The organism is Methylobacterium sp. 275MFSha3.1, from assembly GCF_900108435.1.
GTDB lineage: Bacteria > Pseudomonadota > Alphaproteobacteria > Rhizobiales > Beijerinckiaceae > Methylobacterium.
The window spans coordinates 57417-76197 of the sequence record NZ_FNWP01000008.1 but is presented as its reverse complement, the minus strand read 5'-3'; the positions used below and the strand labels follow the sequence as shown (position 1 = coordinate 76197).

Genomic DNA, 18781 nt, shown 5'->3' with positions numbered 1-18781 from the left:
GGTAGCGGCCAGATTCGAAAAGTTCTATATCCCTCCGCGGCTGCGCCGCGCGGCATCACGGGCGTCCAAATCGCCCCCGCGCATCGTCCTGCCCGGGCACTCCCGGGGCGGCGCGCGCCCGTCGGGCGCTACACAGGCCGAACACGGATCTCGTAGCGCAGGTCTTGCCTGCGCGTGTTCGACAACCCGCAGCGAGGATAGAACCAGCCGTGCCCTCACTCGACAGCTTCAAGGCCCGCCAGACGCTCGAAGTCGGCGGCAAGACCTACACCTACTATTCCATTCCCGCGGCCGAGAAGAACGGCCTCGCCTCGGCGGCCGCGCTGCCCTTCTCCATGAAGGTGATCCTGGAGAACCTGCTCCGCTACGAGGACGACCGCTCGGTCAAGAAGGCCGACATCGAGGCCGCCGTCGCCTGGCTCGACCAGAAGGGCAAGGCCGAGGTCGAGATCGCGTTCCGCCCCTCCCGCGTGCTGATGCAGGACTTCACCGGCGTCCCGGCGGTGGTCGACCTGGCGGCCATGCGCGACGCCATGGTGGCGCTCGGCGGCGACCCGCAGAAGATCAACCCGCTGGTGCCGGTGGACCTCGTCATCGACCACTCGGTGATCGTCGACGAGTTCGGCACCCCGAAGGCGCTGGCCGACAACGTTGCCCTCGAATACGAGCGCAACGGCGAGCGCTACACCTTCCTGAAGTGGGGCCAGTCGGCCTTCGACAACTTCTCGGTGGTCGCCCCGGGCACCGGCATCTGCCACCAGGTGAACCTGGAATACCTTGCCCAGACCGTCTGGACGAAGTCGGAGAACGGCGCCGACGTCGCCTATCCCGACTCGCTCGTCGGCACCGATTCGCACACCACCATGGTCAACGGGATGGCCGTGCTGGGCTGGGGCGTCGGCGGCATCGAGGCCGAGGCGGCCATGCTCGGCCAGCCGCTCTCGATGCTGATCCCCGAGGTCGTGGGCTTCAAGCTGTCGGGCAAGCTGCCCGAGGGCACCACCGCCACCGACCTCGTGCTCACCGTCACCCAGATGCTGCGCAAGAAGGGCGTGGTCGGCAAGTTCGTGGAGTTCTACGGCCCCGGCCTCGACGACATGGCGGTCGCCGACCGGGCCACGATCTCCAACATGGCCCCCGAGTACGGCGCGACCTGCGGCTTCTTCCCGGTCGACCAGAAGACCATCGACTTCCTGAAGGTCACCGGCCGCTCCGACGACCGGATCGCCCTGGTCGAGGCCTACGCCAAGGCGCAGGGCATGTGGCGCGACGCCCAGACCCCCGACCCGGTCTTCACCGACACGCTGCAGCTCGACATGGGCGAGGTCCGGCCCTCGCTCGCCGGCCCGAAGCGCCCGCAGGACCGCGTGCTGCTCGACGGCGCCAAGCCCGGCTTCGCCGCCTCGATGGAGACCGAGTTCAAGAAGGCAGCCGACCTCGCGCGCCGCTACCCGGTCGAGGGCACCAACTTCGACATCGGGCACGGTGACGTAGTGATCGCCGCGATCACGAGCTGCACCAACACGTCGAACCCCTCGGTGATGATCGGCGCGGGCCTGCTCGCCCGCAACGCCGTCGCCAAGGGCCTGCGCTCCAAGCCGTGGGTGAAGACCTCGCTCGCGCCCGGCTCGCAGGTGGTCGGCGAGTACCTGGAGAAGTCCGGCCTGCAGGAGCCGCTCGACGCGCTCGGCTTCAACCTCGTGGGCTTCGGCTGCACGACCTGCATCGGCAATTCCGGCCCGCTGCCGGAGGCGATCTCGAAGGCGATCAACGACAACGACGTCGTCGCCGCGGCGGTGCTCTCGGGCAACCGCAACTTCGAGGGCCGCGTGAACCCCGACGTGCGGGCGAACTACCTCGCCTCGCCGCCGCTGGTCGTCGCCTACGCGCTCGCCGGCTCGATGCAGATCGACATCACCACGGAGCCGCTCGGCCAGGGCTCCGACGGCAAGCCGGTCTACCTCAAGGACATCTGGCCGTCCTCGGCCGAGGTGCAGCAGTTCATCGAGGAGAACATCACCTCGGCGCTGTTCAAGTCCCGCTACGCCGACGTGTTCGGCGGCGACCAGAACTGGAAGGACGTCGAGGTCACCGAGGCCGAGACCTTCGCGTGGAACCCAGGCTCCACCTACGTGCAGAACCCGCCCTACTTCGTCGGCATGGAGAAGACCCCCAAGCCCGTCGAGGACATCGAGGGTGCGCGCATCCTCGGCCTGTTCCTCGACTCGATCACCACCGACCACATCTCGCCGGCGGGCAACATCCGCGCGGCCTCGCCGGCCGGCGAGTACCTGCAGTCGCACCAGGTGCGCGTGCAGGACTTCAACCAGTACGGCACGCGGCGCGGCAACCACGAGGTGATGATGCGGGGCACCTTCGCCAATATCCGCATCAAGAACCAGATGGTGAAGGACGCCTCCGGCGGCGTGGTCGAGGGCGGGTGGACGCATTTCCAGCCGTCCGGCGAGAAGATGTTCATCTACGACGCGGCGATGAAGTACGCCGAACAGGGCACGCCGCTCGTGATCTTCGCCGGCAAGGAGTACGGCACCGGCTCGTCGCGCGACTGGGCCGCGAAGGGCACGAAGCTGCTCGGCGTCCGCGCCGTGGTGGCCGAGAGCTTCGAGCGCATTCACCGCTCGAACCTCGTCGGGATGGGCGTGGTGCCGCTGGTCTTCCAGGGCGATACGAGCTGGCAGTCGCTGGGCCTGAAGGGTGACGAGACCGTCACCATCAAGGGCCTCGCCGGCGAGCTGAAGCCCCGCCAGACGCTCACCGCGGAGATCAAGTCCGCCGACGGCTCGGTGAAGCAGGTCCCGCTGACCTGCCGCATCGATACGCTCGACGAGCTCGAGTACTTCCGCAACGGCGGCATCCTGCCCTACGTGCTGCGCTCGCTCGCGGCGTGAGCCTCCGGAGGGCAGCGTCCCCGCTGCCCGCGCGGTAATCAGGCGGCGCCCACCGGGTGCCGCCTGACTCGTTTTCGGTCGGTGCCGTCGTCCGACGCGCCACGCCGTCATCGCGAGCGCAGAGAAGTGATCCAGGGCGGCGCGACGGAGGAAGTCCTTGCGCCGGCTGGATTGCTTCGCTCCGCTCGCAAAGACGGTGGTGACTGACAACCTCGCTTCTGTCGCCGAGCAGGTCGTTTCGCTTGCGCGCAACCTTGTTTCGCGCGCGGGCCGCCCCATAACCCGGCTCCTGAAGCCAGGATGGGACCCCGATGAAGCACCTCAGCAAGACACTCGTCGCCGCCGGCCTGACGGCCCTGCTGTCGAGTGCGGCCCTCGCCGCGCAGGTCGAGCGCGTCCGCGGGACCGTCGACAAGGCCGACGGCGGCACGGTCACGATCAAGACCGACGACGGCAAGACCGAGACCGTCGACGTGAGCGGCGCCAAGTTCGCCTGGGTGGTCCCGTCGAGCCTCGACGCGATCAAGGACGGCGTCTTCATCGGCACCGCCACCAAGGGCGAGAACCCGATGACCGCCCTTGAGGTCGTCCTCTTCCCCGAGTCGATGCGCGGCACGGGCGAGGGCCATTACGGCTGGGATTCGATCACCGACCACACCGCGGGCGCCGGCGCCAAGGTGAAGAGCGCGATGACCAACGGCACGGTGAAGGCCGAGTCGTCGAACGCCCCGAAGGTGAACAGCGCGATGACGAACGGCACCGTGAAGGCCGACAAGGCGGCCTCGGGCGGCGAGCGCACGCTGACGGTGAGCTACGGCAAGGACGGCTCCAAGGAGATCGTGGTGCCGGCCTCGGCGCCGATCGTGGCCTTCGAGCCCGCCGACAAGGCGATCCTGACCCCCGGGTCGAAGGTGTTCGCCGTGGTCGCCAAGGACGGCGCCAAGGCCGACGGCAAGCTCATCGCGGTCGGCAAGGACGGCCTGACGCCGCCCATGTGAGGGCGGCAGCCGCTGCGGGCGCCGGACAGACCGGCGCCCGCAGCGGCGGTCCATACGGCCTCCGGACGGCGCGTTGACGAGGAATCCGCATACAGTCGGCGCCGGACTGGATTAAAATCGACGTCTCAGCGTGTCGCGCGCTGGCACCCTGCACACAAATCGCGCATCGTCCGCCGCCGCGAGGCCCGCCAACGAGGCCGCGGCGGAGGAGTCCATCATGGGTGCTGGAGTGGCAGGCGCGATCGCGCCTGAGGGAACGCCGAGTCTGTTGTCGCGCGAGCGGATCGTCGCCAAGCCGGGCTTCAACCGGTGGCTGGTGCCGCCGGCGGCGCTGGCGATCCATCTCTGCATCGGGATGGCCTACGGCCTGTCGGTGTTCTGGCTGCCGCTGACCCGGGCGCTCTCCGTGGGCAAGCCGGCGCCCGCCGCCTGCCCCGACATGGGCGTGATGACGGCCCTGTTCACCACCACCTGCGACTGGCGGGTCAGCGACCTCGTCACGGTCTTCTCCATCGGCATCGTCGTGCTCGGTCTCTCGGCCGCCCTGTTCGGCGGCTGGCTGGAGCGGGCCGGACCGCGCAAGGCCGGCATCGCGGCGGCCCTCTGCTGGGGCGGCGGCTTCCTGATCGGCGCCTTCGGCGTCTACATCCACCAGCTCTGGCTGGTCTGGCTCGGCATGGGCCTGATCGGCGGCATCGGCCTCGGGCTCGGCTACATCTCGCCGGTCTCGACCCTGATCAAGTGGTTCCCGGACCGGCGCGGCATGGCGACCGGCATGGCGATCATGGGCTTCGGCGGCGGCGCGATGATCGGCTCGCCCCTGGCCGACAGCCTGATCAAGAGCTTCCGGACCGCCGATTCGGCCGGCGTCTGGCAGACCCTCGCGGTGATGGGCGTGGGGTACATCCTGTTCATGCTGGGCGGCGCGTTCGGCTACCGGGTGCCCCCGGCCGGCTGGCGCCCGGACGGCTGGACCAGCCCGGCCGCCAAGAACGCAATGATCGCCTCGGGGCACGTCCACCTGCGCGACGCCCACAAGACCGTCCAGTTCTGGATGATCTGGCTCGTCCTGTTCCTCAACGTGTCGGCCGGCATCGGCGTGCTCGCGCTGGCCTCGCCGATGCTCCAGGAGATCTTCGGCGGCGAGCTGATCGGCCTGCCCGGCACCGGCTTCTCGGCCCTCGACGCCGGCCAGAAGGCGCAGGTCGCGGCCATCGCGGCCGGCTTCGTCGGCCTGCTCTCACTCTTCAACATCCTGGGCCGCTTCTTCTGGGCCTCGATGTCGGACCGCATCGGGCGGAAGGTCACCTACGCGATCTTCTTCGCCCTGGGCGGCCTCCTGTACGCGGCCGCGCCCTGGGCCGCCGGCATCGGCTCGCAGGCGCTGTTCGTCGCGATCTTCTGCGTGATCCTGTCCATGTACGGCGGCGGCTTCGCGACCGTGCCGGCCTATCTCGCCGACGTGTTCGGCACGCAGTTCGTGGGCGCCATCCACGGGCGCCTGCTCACCGCCTGGTCGATGGCCGGCATCGTCGGGCCCTTCGTCATCACCAAGATCCGCGAGGCGCAGGTCGCCGCGGGCGTGCAGGGGGCCGATCTCTACGGCCGGACCATGTACGTGCTGGCGAGCTTCCTGGCGGTCGGCTTCCTCTGCAACCTGCTCGTCCGGCCCCTGGCGCAACGCTGGTTCATGTCCGATTCCGAGCGGGCCTCCCTGGACGTCCGCGCGGGCGACACGGCCTCGGGGCCGTCCGGCTCCTTCGGGATCGGCCGTGGCGGCTTCAGCGCGGGGGCCGCGCTGGCCTGGGCGGTGGTCGGCATCCCGATCGTCTGGGGCATCGGCATCACCCTGTCGAAGGCGTTCATCCTGTTCCGCTGAGCGGGCACGCTCGGTTGTGGCGGGCCCGGCGGGCCGCTAGGTTTCCGGCGCCTCGCCGTGCCGGGATGCCTTCGTCGTGATCGACAAGCTGGACTTCCTGCTCGCGCTCGCCCGCGAGCAGCATTTCGGGCACGCCGCCGAAGCCTGCGGCGTGACTCAGCAGACTCTCTCGGCCGGCGTGAAGCAGCTGGAGAACCGGTTCGGCGTGCAGCTCGTGCTGCGCGGCTCCCGCTTCCAGGGCTTCACCCCCGAGGGCGAGCGGGTCCTCGAATGGGCGCGGCGCATCGTGGCCGACGCGCGGGCCATGCACGAGGAGGTCACGGGCCTGCGCCGGGGCCTGACCGGCCATCTCCGCATCGCCGCGATCCCGACGGCGCTGCCGATGATCGTGAACCTCACGACGCCCTACCGCGAGCGGCACCCGGACGTGCGGCTGACGGTCGAATCGGCCACCTCCGCCGACATCTTCTCGCTGATCGAGAACCTGGAGGCGGATGCGGGCCTGACCTACCTCGACAACGAGCCCCTCGGGCGGGTGATCTCCGTCCCGCTCTACCGGGAGCGCTACCGCCTCGTGACGGCGATCGGCGGGCCCTTCGAGGGTCGCACCAGCGTCACCTGGGCCGAGACCAGCCGCCTGCCCCTCTGCCTGCTCACGCCGAACATGCAGAACCGGCGGATCATCGACCAGCAGATCCGCGAGGCGGGTGCGGATCCCGCCGCGACCCTCGAGTCGAACTCGATGATCGTGCTTCTGACCCACGTGCGCACCCTGCGCTGGGCCTCGATCATGCCGGAGATCCTGGTCGACGCCCTGGGCCCCATGGAGGGCGTGCGCACGATCCCGATCACCGCACCCGACCTGGAGCACACGATCGGCCTCGTCGCCCCGCGGCGCGAGCCGTCCACGCCGATGGTGACGGCGCTCGTGGCTATCGCGCGGTCCCTGGCACGGACGCTCGATCCGGATCTGGCCGCGCCGGGCCCTTCCTGAGCGATCGGCTCCGGGCGCGGGCCGGAACGCGGCGTTCCGCGAGCAAGCCGCGGGTCGCCCGGAGCGCGTACACCGGCAGCGTCAGGACGCGCCAGAGCGCGAGGATCGCCGCGGTGATGAGAATCGCCAGCAGGATCCGCTGCATCGAACCCGCCCTCCAACCGCCGAGCTGGCCGAGAACGCGGGCCGGTGATCGGCCGGCGGGTCGGGCAGCGTCCGGGACGAGCGACGGTTAACGAGTCGTGCTGGCGCCGGGCTGTCGGCCGGCCAGGTCGCGGTTCGGGAGATCCCGGCGACGCCGGGCACGGGAACGCGCCGGGCAAGGAAAAAGCCGCCCCGTCTCCGGAGCGGCTTCCCGTGGGCGGTCAGGCCGCGAAGCGGCCCGCGGCCTTACTTGATCTTGGTTTCCTTGAAGTCGACGTGCTTGCGCGCGACCGGGTCGTACTTGCGCATCGTCAGCTTCTCGGTCTGCGTGCGGGAGTTCTTCTTGGTGACGTAGAAATAGCCCGTGTCGGCGGTGGAGACGAGCTTGATCTTGACGGTGACGGCCTTGGCCATGGCGCGGCGCTCCTGCAGGGTGCGGCATTCCGCGTGAGCGAAACGCAAATGGCCGGGAGGGCCCGGCCGAATACGGGCGGGTGAATGCCCGATCGGGCCCGGCAGGTCAAGAGCGGACGCGCCGGCGCTCCGTCGCGGCGAGCCAGCCGGCGAAGGCCAGGAACAGGGCGAGCAGCGCCAGCGCGAACCCGTTCGGCGGCACGAGGTCGAGCCCGCCGCCGATCACCGGCGGCCCCAGCATCAACCCGACATTGTAGAGCACCACGAAGGCCGCGTTGGCGCCCGCGAGATCGTTCGGCGGCGTGCGGTCGCCCAGCATCGCGAGGCCGACCGTGTAGAGGGTCCCGGCGATGCCGCCCCAGACGAGGAGCAGCGCGCCGAACGCCGCCGGATGGCCGGCCGCGAGGGGGATCAGGGCCGAGCCCGCCGCCCCCGCGAGGCCCGCGCCGAGGAGCACCGCGCCCCGGTCGAGGCGGTCGGCGAGCCAGCCGAACGGGATCTGGAACAGCACGTTGCCCAGCGCGATCAGGCTGACGAGGCCGGCCGCCCCTTGCGCGTCGTAGCCGAGGCGCAGGCCGTAGAGCGGCAGGATGGCGAAGATGCCGGTCTCCACCGCCCCGTAGGCCAGGGCCGCCGCCAGGGCGCCGGGGGCGAGCCGGACGTAGTCGAGGATGCCGCGGCCGGAGCCCGTCTCGATCGTCGGCGACAGCCCGCGGGCCAGCGCGATGGGCAGGCCGCCGGCCAGCATGAGGGCGGCCCCCGTCGCGTAGGGCGCCAGCCCCTCGGTCCCGACCAGGGCCAGCAGCAGCGGTCCGACCGCGAAGCCCGCCGCCAGCACGGTGGCGTAGATGCCCATCACCAGGCCGCGCCGCTCCGGCGGGGCGGCGGCGTTGATCCAGTACTCGGAGAGGACGAAGAGCGCCCCGAGCGTCGCCGAGAACACGAAGCGCAGGGGGAACCACAGGGCGATGCCCGGCAGCATCGGGAACAGCGCCAGGCTGATCGCCCCGACGAGGAGCGCCAGTCCGAGCAGGGGGGCGACGCCGACCCGCGCGGCGAGGCGCGGCACGAACGGCACCGTGCAGATGCTGGCGATGCCCGCCACCGCGGTGTTGAGCCCGATCAGCGTGCTCGACGCGCCGCGCCGCTCCATCTCGATCGAGAGGAGCGGGATCGACAGGCTGAGCCCGATGCCGACGACGGTGACGCAGGTCACGGCCGCCGAGATCGCCGCCACGTCCTCCGAACTTATCCCCCGCCGCCCGTCCTGCAATCCGTCCGGACCGCTCACAAGGCCACCCGTTCGCGCCGCCCGTAGCGCTCGTAGTGGAAGGGGATCATCCGGTAGGGCGCGAAATCGGCGGCGATCTGCGCCTCCAGCTCGTCGAGGATCGCGCGGGTGATGAAGGGGAGGTCGAGCTTGCGGGCCGCGTCGAGCTGGACCCAGGCGAGTTCGGTGAACTCGGCGTCGGCCTGAACCCGCCCCGGCTCCTCGGCCGCCACCATCCGGCGGTCGACCGTGAAGAAGCGCGTGTCGAAGCGGCGCACGCGCTTCGGCGGGGTGATCGCGCGGGCGACGAGGTGCAGCGCCTCGAGGTCGGGCAGGACGCCGTGCCGGGCGAACCCCTCCCAGCCCGCCGGCACGTCCTCGGGCGCACCGTGCTCGGTCGTGCCGAGGAGCAGGCCGGTCTCCTCGTAGGTCTCGCGGATCGCGGCGAGCGCCAGCGCCCGGCCGAGATGGTGCGGGGGCCGGGACACCTGCCGGGTCAGCGCCGCCTCGGCGTAGTCCGGAAGCGCCCCGGCCACCGGCATGTGGCGGTCGCCGAGTTCGATCCGGCCGCCCGGGAAGACGAACTTGCCCGGCATGAAGGCGAGGTTCGGGTTGCGCCGGCCCATCAGGACCTTCGGGCCGCCCCGTCCGCGCCGGTCGATCACGATCATGGTCGCGGCGTCGCGCGGCCGCAGGCGCGCCGCGGCTGGCTTCCGCTCAGGAGCTGTGACGATCGGGGGCTCCCGCTGCGGCTCCGGCAAGGCGCGTCTCCTCAAGCCCCGGGGCGGGGCGGCTCCGCGGTAGCGTGGCGAAGCCGTGCATGCCAAGGGCGTATTGCAGCCCGACGACGGCGCCCTTCACGGGCTGGAGCAGGGCCAGCGCGAAGACGAGGGTGAAGACCGGCCACACGCCCATCTCGACCCAGAGCGGCACGTCGTAGGCGCTCTCGGTCTCCAGGATCAGGTAGCCGACGATGTGGGCGACGATGAAGATCACCACGTAGGGCGGCAGGTCGTCGGCCCGGTGGTGGTGCAACTCCAGGCCGCAGACGTCGCATTCCGCCCGCACCTTGAGGAAGCGGCCGAAGATCCGGCCCTGGCCGCAATGCGGGCAGCGGCCGACGAAGCCGCGGGCCATCGCGGGGATCAGGCGGGTGCGCTCGGGAATCGCGTCGGCGGCCATGCCCTGGCTCTACACCGCCCGGGTCAGCGGCGCGAGCCGCGGTGGCGCGACCCGGTGTTGCGGATGCCGGCGGGGCGGCCGGGCGGCGCGGCCTTGAAGGGCCGCCCGCCGGACTTCTTCCCCGGCCCGGCGGACCGAGAGCCGGAGCGGGTCCGGCCCTCGCTGAGCAGCTCGAAGCGCAGCGCCCCGGCCACCGGCGCGGCCTCCACGAGCCGTACCTCGACCCGGTCCCCGAGGCGGAACGTCTCCCCGGTGCGCTCGCCCACCAGGGCGTGGCGGCCCTCCTCGTGGCGGAAATAATCGGCGCCGAGCTGCGAGACCGGCACGAAGCCGTCCGCGCCGGTCTCGTCGAGCTTGATGAACAGGCCGGCTCGGGTGACGCCGGCGATCTGGCCCGCGAAGGTCGCGCCGACCTGGTCGGCGAGGTGGTGGGCGATGAGCCGGTCGATCGTCTCGCGCTCCGCCGCCATGGCGCGGCGCTCGGCCGCCGAGATCTGCTCGCCGATCTGCGCCAGCTCGCCGAGGGAGATGTCGCTCGCGAGCCCGTCCGAGCCGAGCCGGCAGGCGGTGATCAGCGCGCGGTGCACGATCAGGTCGGCGTAGCGCCGGATCGGCGAGGTGAAATGCGCGTAGCGGCGCAGGTTCAGGCCGAAATGCCCGAGATTCTCGGGCGCGTAGACGGCCTGGGCTTGGCTGCGCAGGATCACCTCGTTGAGGAAGACCCCGTGCTCCGTCTCGGCCGCCGTGGCGAGGATCCGGTTGAACAGGGCGGGGCGCAGCGCCCCCTCCTTGGGCAGCTTGATGCCCACCGAGGCCAGGACCTCGCCGAGCGCCCGCATCTTCTCCAGGGCGGGCTCGTCGTGGACGCGGTAGATCAGGGGCTGGCGCGCCTGCTCCAGCGTCTCCGCGGCGGCGACGTTCGCCTGGATCATGAACTCCTCGATCAGCCGGTGGGCGTCGAGGCGCTCCGGCACGATCACCCGGTCGACCGCGCCCTCGGGGCTCAGGAGAACCTTGCGCTCGGGCAGGTCGAGGGCCAGCGGCCCCCGGCGGTCGCGGGCCGCCCGCAGGGCCGCGTAGGCGGCCCAGAGGGGACGGAGCGCCGTCTCCAGCAGCGGCCCGGTCGCGTCGTCCGGCCGCCCGTCGATGGCGGCCTGCGCCTGCGCGTAGGCGAGCTTGGCGCGGGAGCGCATCATCACCCGGTGGAAGCCGTGGCGGCGCTTCTCGCCGTCGGCGGCGATGACCATCCGCACCGCCAGCGCCGGCCGGTTCTCGCCCTCGCGGAGCGAGCAGAGGTCGTTCGAGATCCGCTCGGGCAGCATCGGCACGACCCGGTCGGGGAAGTAGACCGAGTTGCCCCGCTCCAGCGCCTCCCGGTCGAGGCTGGAGCCCGGCCGGACATAGGCGGCCACGTCCGCGATGGCGACGGTGAGGATGAAGCCGCCGGGGTTGGCCGGGTCGGGATCGGCCTCGGCCATGACGGCGTCGTCGTGGTCCTTGGCGTCCGGCGGGTCGATGGTCACGAGCGGCCGGTCGCGCCAGTCCTCGCGGCCCTTCAGGGTGGCGGGCTTGACGGAATCGGCCTCCGCCAGGGTCGCGTCGGCGAAGACGTGCGGGATGTTGTGGAGGTGCAGGGCGATCAGGCTCACCGCCTTCTCGGAACCGAGCGAGCCGAGCCGCTCCCGCACACGCCCCTTCGGCAGGCCGAACCGCGTCTCGCGCTCCAGCGAGACGCTGACGAGGTCGCCGTCGCGGGCCTGCCCCTCCTCGCCGGGCGGGATCAGGATCTCGCGGCCCTGCGCGCGCTTCTCGACGGGCACGATCCGGCCGCCCTGCGCGCCGGCCCGGTAGACACCGATGATCTCGGCCTTGTTCTTCCCGATGACCTTGACGACCCGGCCGGTGTAGCCGCCCTCCGCGTCGCGCTCGACCCGGATCAGGGCGCGGTCGCCGATGCCCGGGGCCGGACGGTTGCCCTTCCGGGGGCCGCGGGGCTGCGTCAGCACGATGGCGGGCGGCTTGCCGGTGCCGGTCCACTCCACCGGGACCGCGAGGAAATCGCCGTGGCGGTCGCGGGAGCGGATGTCGGCCAGCACGACCGGCGGCAGATGGCCCGCCGGGGCGAGGCCGCCGCGGCCGCGGTCGAGGGCGCCGTCCTCCTCGATCTCCTTGAGGACGCGCTTCAGGTCGATCTTGGCGGCCCCCTTGATGCCGAAGGCCTTGGCGATCTCCCGCTTGCCGACGCGCTCCTTCGACTCGGCCACGAAGGCGAGGATCTGCTCACGGGTGGGGAAGGGCTGCGGAGCGGCGGGCTCGGCCGCCGGGGCGGTGGTGCGTCGTGCCAAAAGGGGGGTGCCGGAGAGTTCTGCGATAGACGGGACCCGCGTGCGGGCGCGGGACCGAGGCGTCGGTCCTGTGACGCTAACATGGGTGTCCGGCCCGCGCGCGGCAACGCCGTGCCGGCACTCCTCAACAGGCGCGATCAGCCGGTCGAGGCGCCCTTGCGGATGCGGGCCACAGCCTGATCCACGTCGAGGCCGGGTGCGAGGAGCTCGTCCAGGGTGAAGGGGCAGGCGCGCGGCAGGGTCAGGTTCACCCGTCCCTCCAGCGGCGCGAGTTCCGGGCTCTCCGCCGCCTGGACGGCGAGCGTCCAGGCGCCGTCCATCCGCAGGCTCTCGGGCTCGGGCGGATCGCCCGCGAGGGCGGCGAGCTTGGCGCGGCCGGCCGCGCGGCAGGCGTCGCTCAGGTCGTCGTCCGAGAGGAGGGCGGCCTTGATCAGCTCGGCCAGGGCATCCCTGACCCGTTCGAGGCTCGCGTTCATGGGCATCCGTTCCGGAGATTGCGGGAGGTCGCAGGAGGTCGCGAGTGCGTGGCAAGCCGGATGCCAGCGCGCCCCGTCCCGTCGCCGATGGTCTCCCGCGATCCGCCGGGTGTAGAAGGCGCGGATGATCCCGGTCCTGACCCGCCATACCGAGGCCGTGCCGCTCTACGCCGCGGCCTGCGCCGAGCTGCGCCTGCGCGGCTTCGAGGGCGACCTGACACTCTCGGACGCCGACCGCACGGTCTTCTCCACCGACAACTCGATCTACCAGGTGGCGCCGGGGGCCGTGGCCTTTCCGCGCACCCGCGACGACCTCGTGCGCGTCGCGAAGCTCCTCGCGGATCCGCGCTTCGCCGAGATCGTGATCCGGCCCCGGGGCGGGGCAACCGGCACCAACGGGCAGTCGCTGGGCCACGGCCTCGTGGTCGACACCTCGCGGCACATGAACCGCATCCTGGAGATCGACGTCGCGAACCGCGTCGTCCGGGTCGAGCCGGGGGTGGTGAAGGACCAGCTCAACCGGGAGCTCGCCAAGCACGGCCTGTTCTTCGCGCCGGAGCTCTCCACCTCGAACCGCGCCACGATCGGCGGGATGATCTCGACCGATGCCTGCGGTCAGGGCTCGTGCCTCTACGGCAAGACCCGGGACCACGTTCTCGCGCTGACCTGCGTGCTCACCGACGGCACGGTCTGGACCGCCGAGCCCTTGGACCCGGCCGGGCTCGACGCCGCCAAGGGCCGCGACGACCGCGTCGGCGCCATCCACCGCGCCGTCGACGCCGTCGTCACCGAGAACGCCGCGCTCATCGCCGAGCGCTTCCCCAAGCTCAACCGCTGCCTCACCGGCTACGACCTCGCGCATCTGCGCGACGCGGGCGGCCGATTCGACCTCAAGAGCGTGATCTGCGGCTCCGAGGGCACGCTGGCGCTGATCGCCGAGGCGCGGCTGAACGTGCTGCCGATCCCCAAGGCCGCCGTGCTGGTCGCGCTCTCGTACATCGACTTCGACGCGGCGCTGCGCGACGCGCAGGCGCTGCTGCCGTTCGGCGCCGCCTCCGTTGAGACGATCGACTCCACGGTCCTGGCGCTGGCCCGCAAGGACCCGATCTGGGCCGAGGTGCGGGCCTTCTTCCCCGACGATCCGGCCGGGCGGCCGGTGGACGGCATCAACCTCGTGGAGTTCGTCGGCGACGACGCCGCGACCGTGGAGGCGGCCCTCGCGCGGCTCACCGGGACGCTGGAGGCGGAGCGCGGCACCGACACGAGGCGCCTCGGCTTCACCATCGCCCGGGGCGACGCGATCGAGCGGCTCTGGACCATGCGGAAGAAGGCGGTGGGCCTGCTCGGCGCTGCCAAGGGCGACGCGCGCCCGATCCCGTTCGTCGAGGACACGGCGGTCCCGCCGGAGCGGCTCGCCGACTACATCGCGGAGTTCCGCGCGCTCCTCGACGGCAAGGGGCTGCGCTATGGCATGTTCGGCCACGTCGATGCCGGCGTGCTGCACGTGCGGCCGGCCATCGACCTCAAGGACCCGGCGCAGAACGGCCTGATCCGCGAGGTCACGGAGGGGGTGGTCGCGCTCACCGCCAAGTACGGCGGCCTGCTCTGGGGCGAGCACGGCAAGGGCTTCCGGTCGGAATTCGTGCCGGAGACGTTCGGGCCGCTGATGCCGGCGCTGGAGGCGGTCAAGCGCGCCTTCGACCCGGACGACCGGATGAACCCGGGCAAGATCGCCTCGGCCAGGGGTGCGGCCCTGACCCGGATCGACGGCGTGCCGCGCCGGGGTGAGCGGGACCGCGCCATCCCAGCGCCGGTCCGGGAGGATTTCGACGAAGCGCTCCACTGCAACGGCAACGGCGCCTGCTTCAGCTTCGACGCGGACGAGGCCATGTGCCCGTCCTGGAAGGCGACGCGGGAGCGGCGCCACTCCCCCAAGGGCCGCGCCTCGCTGATGCGCGAGTGGCTGCGCCGCGCGGCGGAGGCCGGGATCGACCCGGCCGCCGAGCTGGCGCGGCAGCGCGCCGGATGGCTCTCCGACGTGACGGCGACCCTGCGGAGCCGCCTCCGCGGCCGGTCCGAGGCCGACGACTTCTCCCACGCCGTCAAGGAGGCGATGGACGGCTGCCTCGCCTGCAAGTCCTGCACGGGGTCCTGCCCGATCAAGGTCGACGTGCCGACCTTCCGGGCGAAGTTCCTGGCGCTCTATCACACGCGCTACGCGCGGCCGCTGAAGGACCATCTCGTGGCGGCGCTGGAGCCGCTGCTGCCGCTGGCGGCGCGGGCGCCGCGCCTGAGCAACGCGGTCCTCGCCAACCCGCTGGCCCGGCTGATCCTGGCCCGGGCCGGGCTGGTGGCGATCCCGGCCCTGTCGCCCGTCGACCTCACGGCGCGGCTGGCGGAACGCGGCGTCGCCGTCGCGACCCCGGACGCCCTGGCCCGGCTGGACCCGCGGGAGCGCGCGCGGTCCGTGCTGGTGGTGCAGGACGCCTTCACCAGCCACTTCGACGCGGAAGTTGTGGCCGACAGCTGCGACCTCCTCGCCGCCCTCGGCTTCCGGCCCTGGCTGGTGCCCTACCGGCCGAACGGCAAGCCGCTGCACGTGCACGGCTTCCTGGCGCGGTTCGCCGCCGTCGCCCGCTCGAACGCCGCGATGCTGCGCGACCTCGCCGGGCACGGCGTGCCCCTGGTCGGGATCGACCCGTCGATGACGCTGACCTACCGGTCCGAGTACGCGCAGGCGCTGGGCGGCGATCTCCCGAAGGTCCACCTCCTGCAGGAATGGCTCGCCGCCCGGCTCGACCGGATCGCGCCGGGGCAGGGCGGGCGCACGATGCGGCTGCTGCCCCACTGCACCGAGCGCACCAACGCGCCGGGCGCGCTGCGGGACTGGCAGGCCGTGTTCGCCCATCTCGGCCTGCGGCTCGAGGTGCCGGCCGCCGGCTGCTGCGGCATGGCGGGGACCTACGGACACGAGGCGCGCCACCGCGCCACCTCCGAGGCGATCTACGGCCTGAGCTGGGCCCGCCACGTCGCCGAGGCGCCCGGCTGCACCCTGCTGGCGGACGGCTATTCCTGCCGCTCCCAGGCCAAGCTGGTCGACGGCGTGCGGCTGCGGCACCCGGCCCAGGCGCTGCTGGAGCATGTCCGCGCGGCTGAGGCGGGCGCGGCGCCCTTCCATCCCGAGCGCGCCGCGGCGGTGGCGCCGTGAGCCCCGCCGTGAGCCCCGCCATGGCCGTCGCCGTCGTGGGGGCCGGCGCGGTCGGCTGCTACTACGGGTTCCTCCTGGCGCGGGCCGGCCACGCGGTGACGCTGATCGGCCGTCCCGCCCTGGTCGAGGCGGTCGAGAAGGACGGTCTCGTACTGGAGAGCGCGGCCGGGACGGCCTCCGTGCCCGTCCGGGCGACCGATACGGGGGCGGGCGTGTCGGGCGCCGACCTCGTGCTGGTCTGCGTTAAGTCGGGCGACACCGAGGCGGCGGGCGCGATGATCGCCCCCCACCTCGATCCGGCCGTCACGGTCCTCAGCCTCCAGAACGGCGTCGACAACGCCGAGCGGCTCGCCGCCGTGCTGGGCCGGCCGGTGGTGCCGGTGGCGGTCTACGTCGCCACCGCGATGGCCGGCCCCGGCCACGTCCGGCACAACGGGCGCGGCGACCTGATCCTCGGCGCGTCCGAGACGAGCGGGCGCGTCGCCGCCGCGTTCGCGGCGGCCGGCATCCCGACCACCGTCTCGGAGAAGGCCGTCGACGCGCTCTGGGCGAAGCTGATCATCAACTGCGCCTACAACGCCCTGTCGGCCCTGACGCAGCTGCCCTACGGCCGCCTGGTGGAGGGCGAGGGCGTGGTCGCGGTCATCGCGGACGTCGTCCAGGAATGCGCGCACGTCGCGGAGGCCGAGGGCGTGTCCGTGTCGCCCGGCATCCTCGACGACGTGATGGCGCTCAGCGCCGCCATGGCCGGACAGCGCTCGTCCACCGCCCAGGACCTGGCCCGCGGCCGGCCGAGCGAGATCGACCACCTCAACGGCACCATCGTGCGCCGGGGCGCGGCGCACGGGATCCCGACGCCGGCGAACCGGCTGCTGCACGCGCTGGTCAAGCTCGCCGAGCGGCGGGACTGAGATCGACCCCGCACCGGCACGGAGGCCGGAGGCCCGGCTCGCGACGGGCGGTCAGGCCCGCGCGGCGGCGTTGGCCTTGCGGGTCGCGGCGGCCTTCCGGGCGGAGGCGGAGCGCTCCGCGGCCGTCCGTCCGGCCGAGGCCTTGCCGCCGGACGCGCCGCCCTTGTGGGCGGCCGGGTGGCCGGTGGCCTTACCGCGGCCCGAACCGCCCGGCTTCTTGCCGCCGCCGTCGTCCTTGTTGACGGTGGCCCAGGCCCGGGCCTCCGCCTCCTTCTCCGGCACGCCGCGGGACTCGTACGACTCGGCGATGTGCTCGGCCTTGCGCTTCTGCTTGTCGGTGTATTTCGACTTGTCGCCCTGGGACATGGGCCGTCTCCCGAAGCTCAGCCCACCCCGGTCGGACCGTCGAGGATCGCGCGCACGCGGCGGACCAGCTCCGTGCGCCGGTAGGGCTTGTTCAGGAGATCAAACTCCGAGCCGCCGATATCGGTTCGCTCCAGGCTCGCCTCCGCGTAGCCCGTGGCGAGCAGCACCTTGAGCTTGGGCTGGCGGCGCCGGGCCTCGCGGGCCAGGAGCACACCGTTCATGCCTCCCGGCATGATCAGGTCGGTGAAGAGCAGATCGACCTTCCCGCTCGAGTCCAGGATCTCCAGCGCCTCGCGGGCGTTGCTCGCCACCAGCGTCGTGTAGCCGAAGTCCCGCAGGATGGTGCGAGCGAGCTCGGCCACGTCCTCGCGGTCGTCGACGATCAGGATCGTCTCGGTGCCCTGGCGGTCGACGGCCCGCAGCGAGACCTTCGCGGGGGCGTTGACGTCGCCGTCGGTCGCGGGGAACGACAGGCGCACCGTCGTGCCGGACCCCACCGCCGACTCGATCTGCGCGGCGCCGCCCGACTGCTTGGCGAAGCCGTAGACCATCGACAGGCCGAGACCCGTCCCCTTGCCCTCCTCCTTGGTGGTGAAGAACGGGTCCATCACCCGGGCGAGCACGGCGGGCGGGATGCCGGTGCCGCTGTCCTTGATGGCGATGCTGACGTAGCGGCCGTCGCGCAGCGGCCCGATCTCCCGGCCGCGCGCGGCGATCTCGCTGTTCTCGGTGGAGATCCGGACGGTGCCGCCCTCCGGCATCGCGTCGCGGGCGTTGATCAGCACGTTCAGGATCGCGACCTCGGCCTGGGTCGGGTCGACGCGGCAGTTCCAGAGATCGGGCGCGAGGTCGAGTTCGACCTTCACGGCCTCGCCCACCGAGCGGGCGACCATCTCGCCCATCCCCTCGATCAGGGTGTTGAGATTGACCGCGCGGCCGTCCAGCCGCTGCTTGCGGGCGAAGGCCAGCAATTGCTGCGTCAGCGTCGTGGCGCGCTCGGCCGCCTGCCGGATGTTCTCGGTGGCGCGGCCGAGCCGCGCGCGGTCGGCGTCGGGCTTCTCCAGGCCGGCCGCCAGGATGTCGACGTAGCCGACGATCACCTGCAGCAGGTTGTTGAAATCGTGCGCGATGCCGCCGGTGAGCTGGCCGAGCGCCTCCATCTTCTGGGCCTGGCCCAGCGCCTCCTCGGCGTCGCGGCGGCGCGAGACGTCGAGCTGCGAGCCGAAGTAGTACACGAGCTCGCCGTCGGCATTGTAGACCGGCGAGACGAACAGGGCGTTCCAGAAGGTCGAGCCGTTCTTGCGGTAGTTCAGGATCTCGGTGGCGAACTCGCGCTTCTCGGCGATCGCCGCGCGGACCTGCGCGACGCTCTCGCGGTCGGTGTCGGGACCCTGGAGGAAGCGGCAGTTGCGCCCGATCAGCTCTTCCGGCGTGTAGCCGGTCATCGCCAGGAACGCCCGGTTGGCGAAGATGATCGGGTTGTCGGGCTGGCGCGGATCGGTGACGATCATCGGCATCCGCGTCGTCTCGACGGCCGCGAAGAAGATGTCGCTCTTGCGATCGGTGATGTCGCTCGTGGCGCCGTCCCGGATAGGGGGACTCGGCCCGGAGGGCGGTGTTTCTGGCGTCTCAGACATGCGAGGCGGTCGTCACCTTCCTGGCCGGGAAAGACCTCTGCGCCCGGT

The 18781-nt window shown here is 72.0% G+C and carries 14 protein-coding genes; 6 read left to right on the top strand and 8 right to left on the bottom strand.

All coding sequences use genetic code 11. The features are described 5' to 3' along the window. Positions 1–209: 209 nt before the first annotated feature. From acnA to BLW78_RS11120, 4 genes are all read left to right on the top strand, one after another. A complete protein-coding gene (acnA, locus tag BLW78_RS11135) occupies positions 210–2909 on the top strand; it encodes an aconitate hydratase AcnA (RefSeq protein WP_091679463.1) in 2700 nt (899 codons plus the stop codon). 311 nt (positions 2910–3220) lie between these two features. Continuing rightward, a complete protein-coding gene (locus tag BLW78_RS11130) occupies positions 3221–3907 on the top strand; it encodes a metal ABC transporter permease (RefSeq protein WP_091679460.1) in 687 nt (228 codons plus the stop codon). A 217-nt stretch (positions 3908–4124) separates the two neighbouring features. Then, positions 4125–5786: an OFA family MFS transporter gene (locus BLW78_RS11125; protein ID WP_091679457.1), complete on the top strand. Its 1662-nt coding sequence runs from the start codon at positions 4125–4127 to the stop codon at positions 5784–5786. 76 nt (positions 5787–5862) lie between these two features. Continuing rightward, positions 5863–6780 (top strand): LysR family transcriptional regulator, encoded by a 918-nt coding sequence (locus BLW78_RS11120; protein ID WP_020092569.1) that lies wholly within the window; start codon positions 5863–5865, stop codon positions 6778–6780. A 390-nt stretch (positions 6781–7170) separates the two neighbouring features. Here BLW78_RS11120 and rpmG read toward each other — a convergent pair whose 3' ends face one another. The 6 genes from rpmG to BLW78_RS11090 all read right to left on the bottom strand — a co-directional run bounded on the left by rpmG (position 7171) and on the right by BLW78_RS11090 (position 12611). Beyond that, complete coding sequence (gene rpmG / locus BLW78_RS11115) at positions 7171–7338, bottom strand: 50S ribosomal protein L33 (RefSeq protein ID WP_020092568.1); 168 nt, start codon at positions 7336–7338, stop codon at positions 7171–7173. Between the two features lie 106 nt (positions 7339–7444). Then, entirely contained in the window at positions 7445–8575 is a 1131-nt protein-coding gene (locus BLW78_RS11110; RefSeq protein ID WP_170855140.1) for an MFS transporter, read from the bottom strand. A 50-nt stretch (positions 8576–8625) separates the two neighbouring features. After that, positions 8626–9369 (bottom strand): NUDIX hydrolase, encoded by a 744-nt coding sequence (locus tag BLW78_RS11105; RefSeq protein WP_091679455.1) that lies wholly within the window; start codon positions 9367–9369, stop codon positions 8626–8628. Next, positions 9326–9790 (bottom strand): DUF983 domain-containing protein, encoded by a 465-nt coding sequence (locus tag BLW78_RS11100; RefSeq protein WP_091679452.1) that lies wholly within the window; start codon positions 9788–9790, stop codon positions 9326–9328. Before BLW78_RS11100 ends, BLW78_RS11105 begins: the two co-directional genes overlap by 44 nt. Positions 9791–9813: 23 nt before the next feature. Next, positions 9814–12135 (bottom strand): ribonuclease R, encoded by a 2322-nt coding sequence (rnr, locus tag BLW78_RS11095; protein WP_091679449.1) that lies wholly within the window; start codon positions 12133–12135, stop codon positions 9814–9816. A 137-nt stretch (positions 12136–12272) separates the two neighbouring features. Beyond that, positions 12273–12611 (bottom strand): hypothetical protein, encoded by a 339-nt coding sequence (locus BLW78_RS11090; RefSeq protein WP_091679446.1) that lies wholly within the window; start codon positions 12609–12611, stop codon positions 12273–12275. Between the two features lie 124 nt (positions 12612–12735). Between BLW78_RS11090 and BLW78_RS11085 the strand changes: the two genes are divergently transcribed. Both BLW78_RS11085 and BLW78_RS11080 read left to right on the top strand, forming a co-directional pair. Next, the gene (locus BLW78_RS11085; RefSeq protein ID WP_091679443.1) at positions 12736–15819 is read left to right on the top strand and encodes a D-2-hydroxyglutarate dehydrogenase YdiJ; all 3084 of its coding nucleotides are present in this window, start codon (positions 12736–12738) and stop codon (positions 15817–15819) included. Positions 15820–15839: 20 nt separating this feature from the next. Continuing rightward, positions 15840–16730, top strand: coding sequence for a ketopantoate reductase family protein (locus tag BLW78_RS11080; RefSeq protein ID WP_091679440.1), 891 nt, complete (start codon positions 15840–15842; stop codon positions 16728–16730). Positions 16731–16781: 51 nt separating this feature from the next. On the opposite strand, the gene BLW78_RS11075 is transcribed toward BLW78_RS11080, so the two are convergent. After that, positions 16782–17096 (bottom strand): hypothetical protein, encoded by a 315-nt coding sequence (locus BLW78_RS11075; protein WP_012320505.1) that lies wholly within the window; start codon positions 17094–17096, stop codon positions 16782–16784. Positions 17097–17113: 17 nt separating this feature from the next. Then, positions 17114–18733, bottom strand: coding sequence for a hybrid sensor histidine kinase/response regulator (locus BLW78_RS11070; RefSeq protein WP_091679437.1), 1620 nt, complete (start codon positions 18731–18733; stop codon positions 17114–17116). Positions 18734–18781 lie beyond the last annotated feature (48 nt).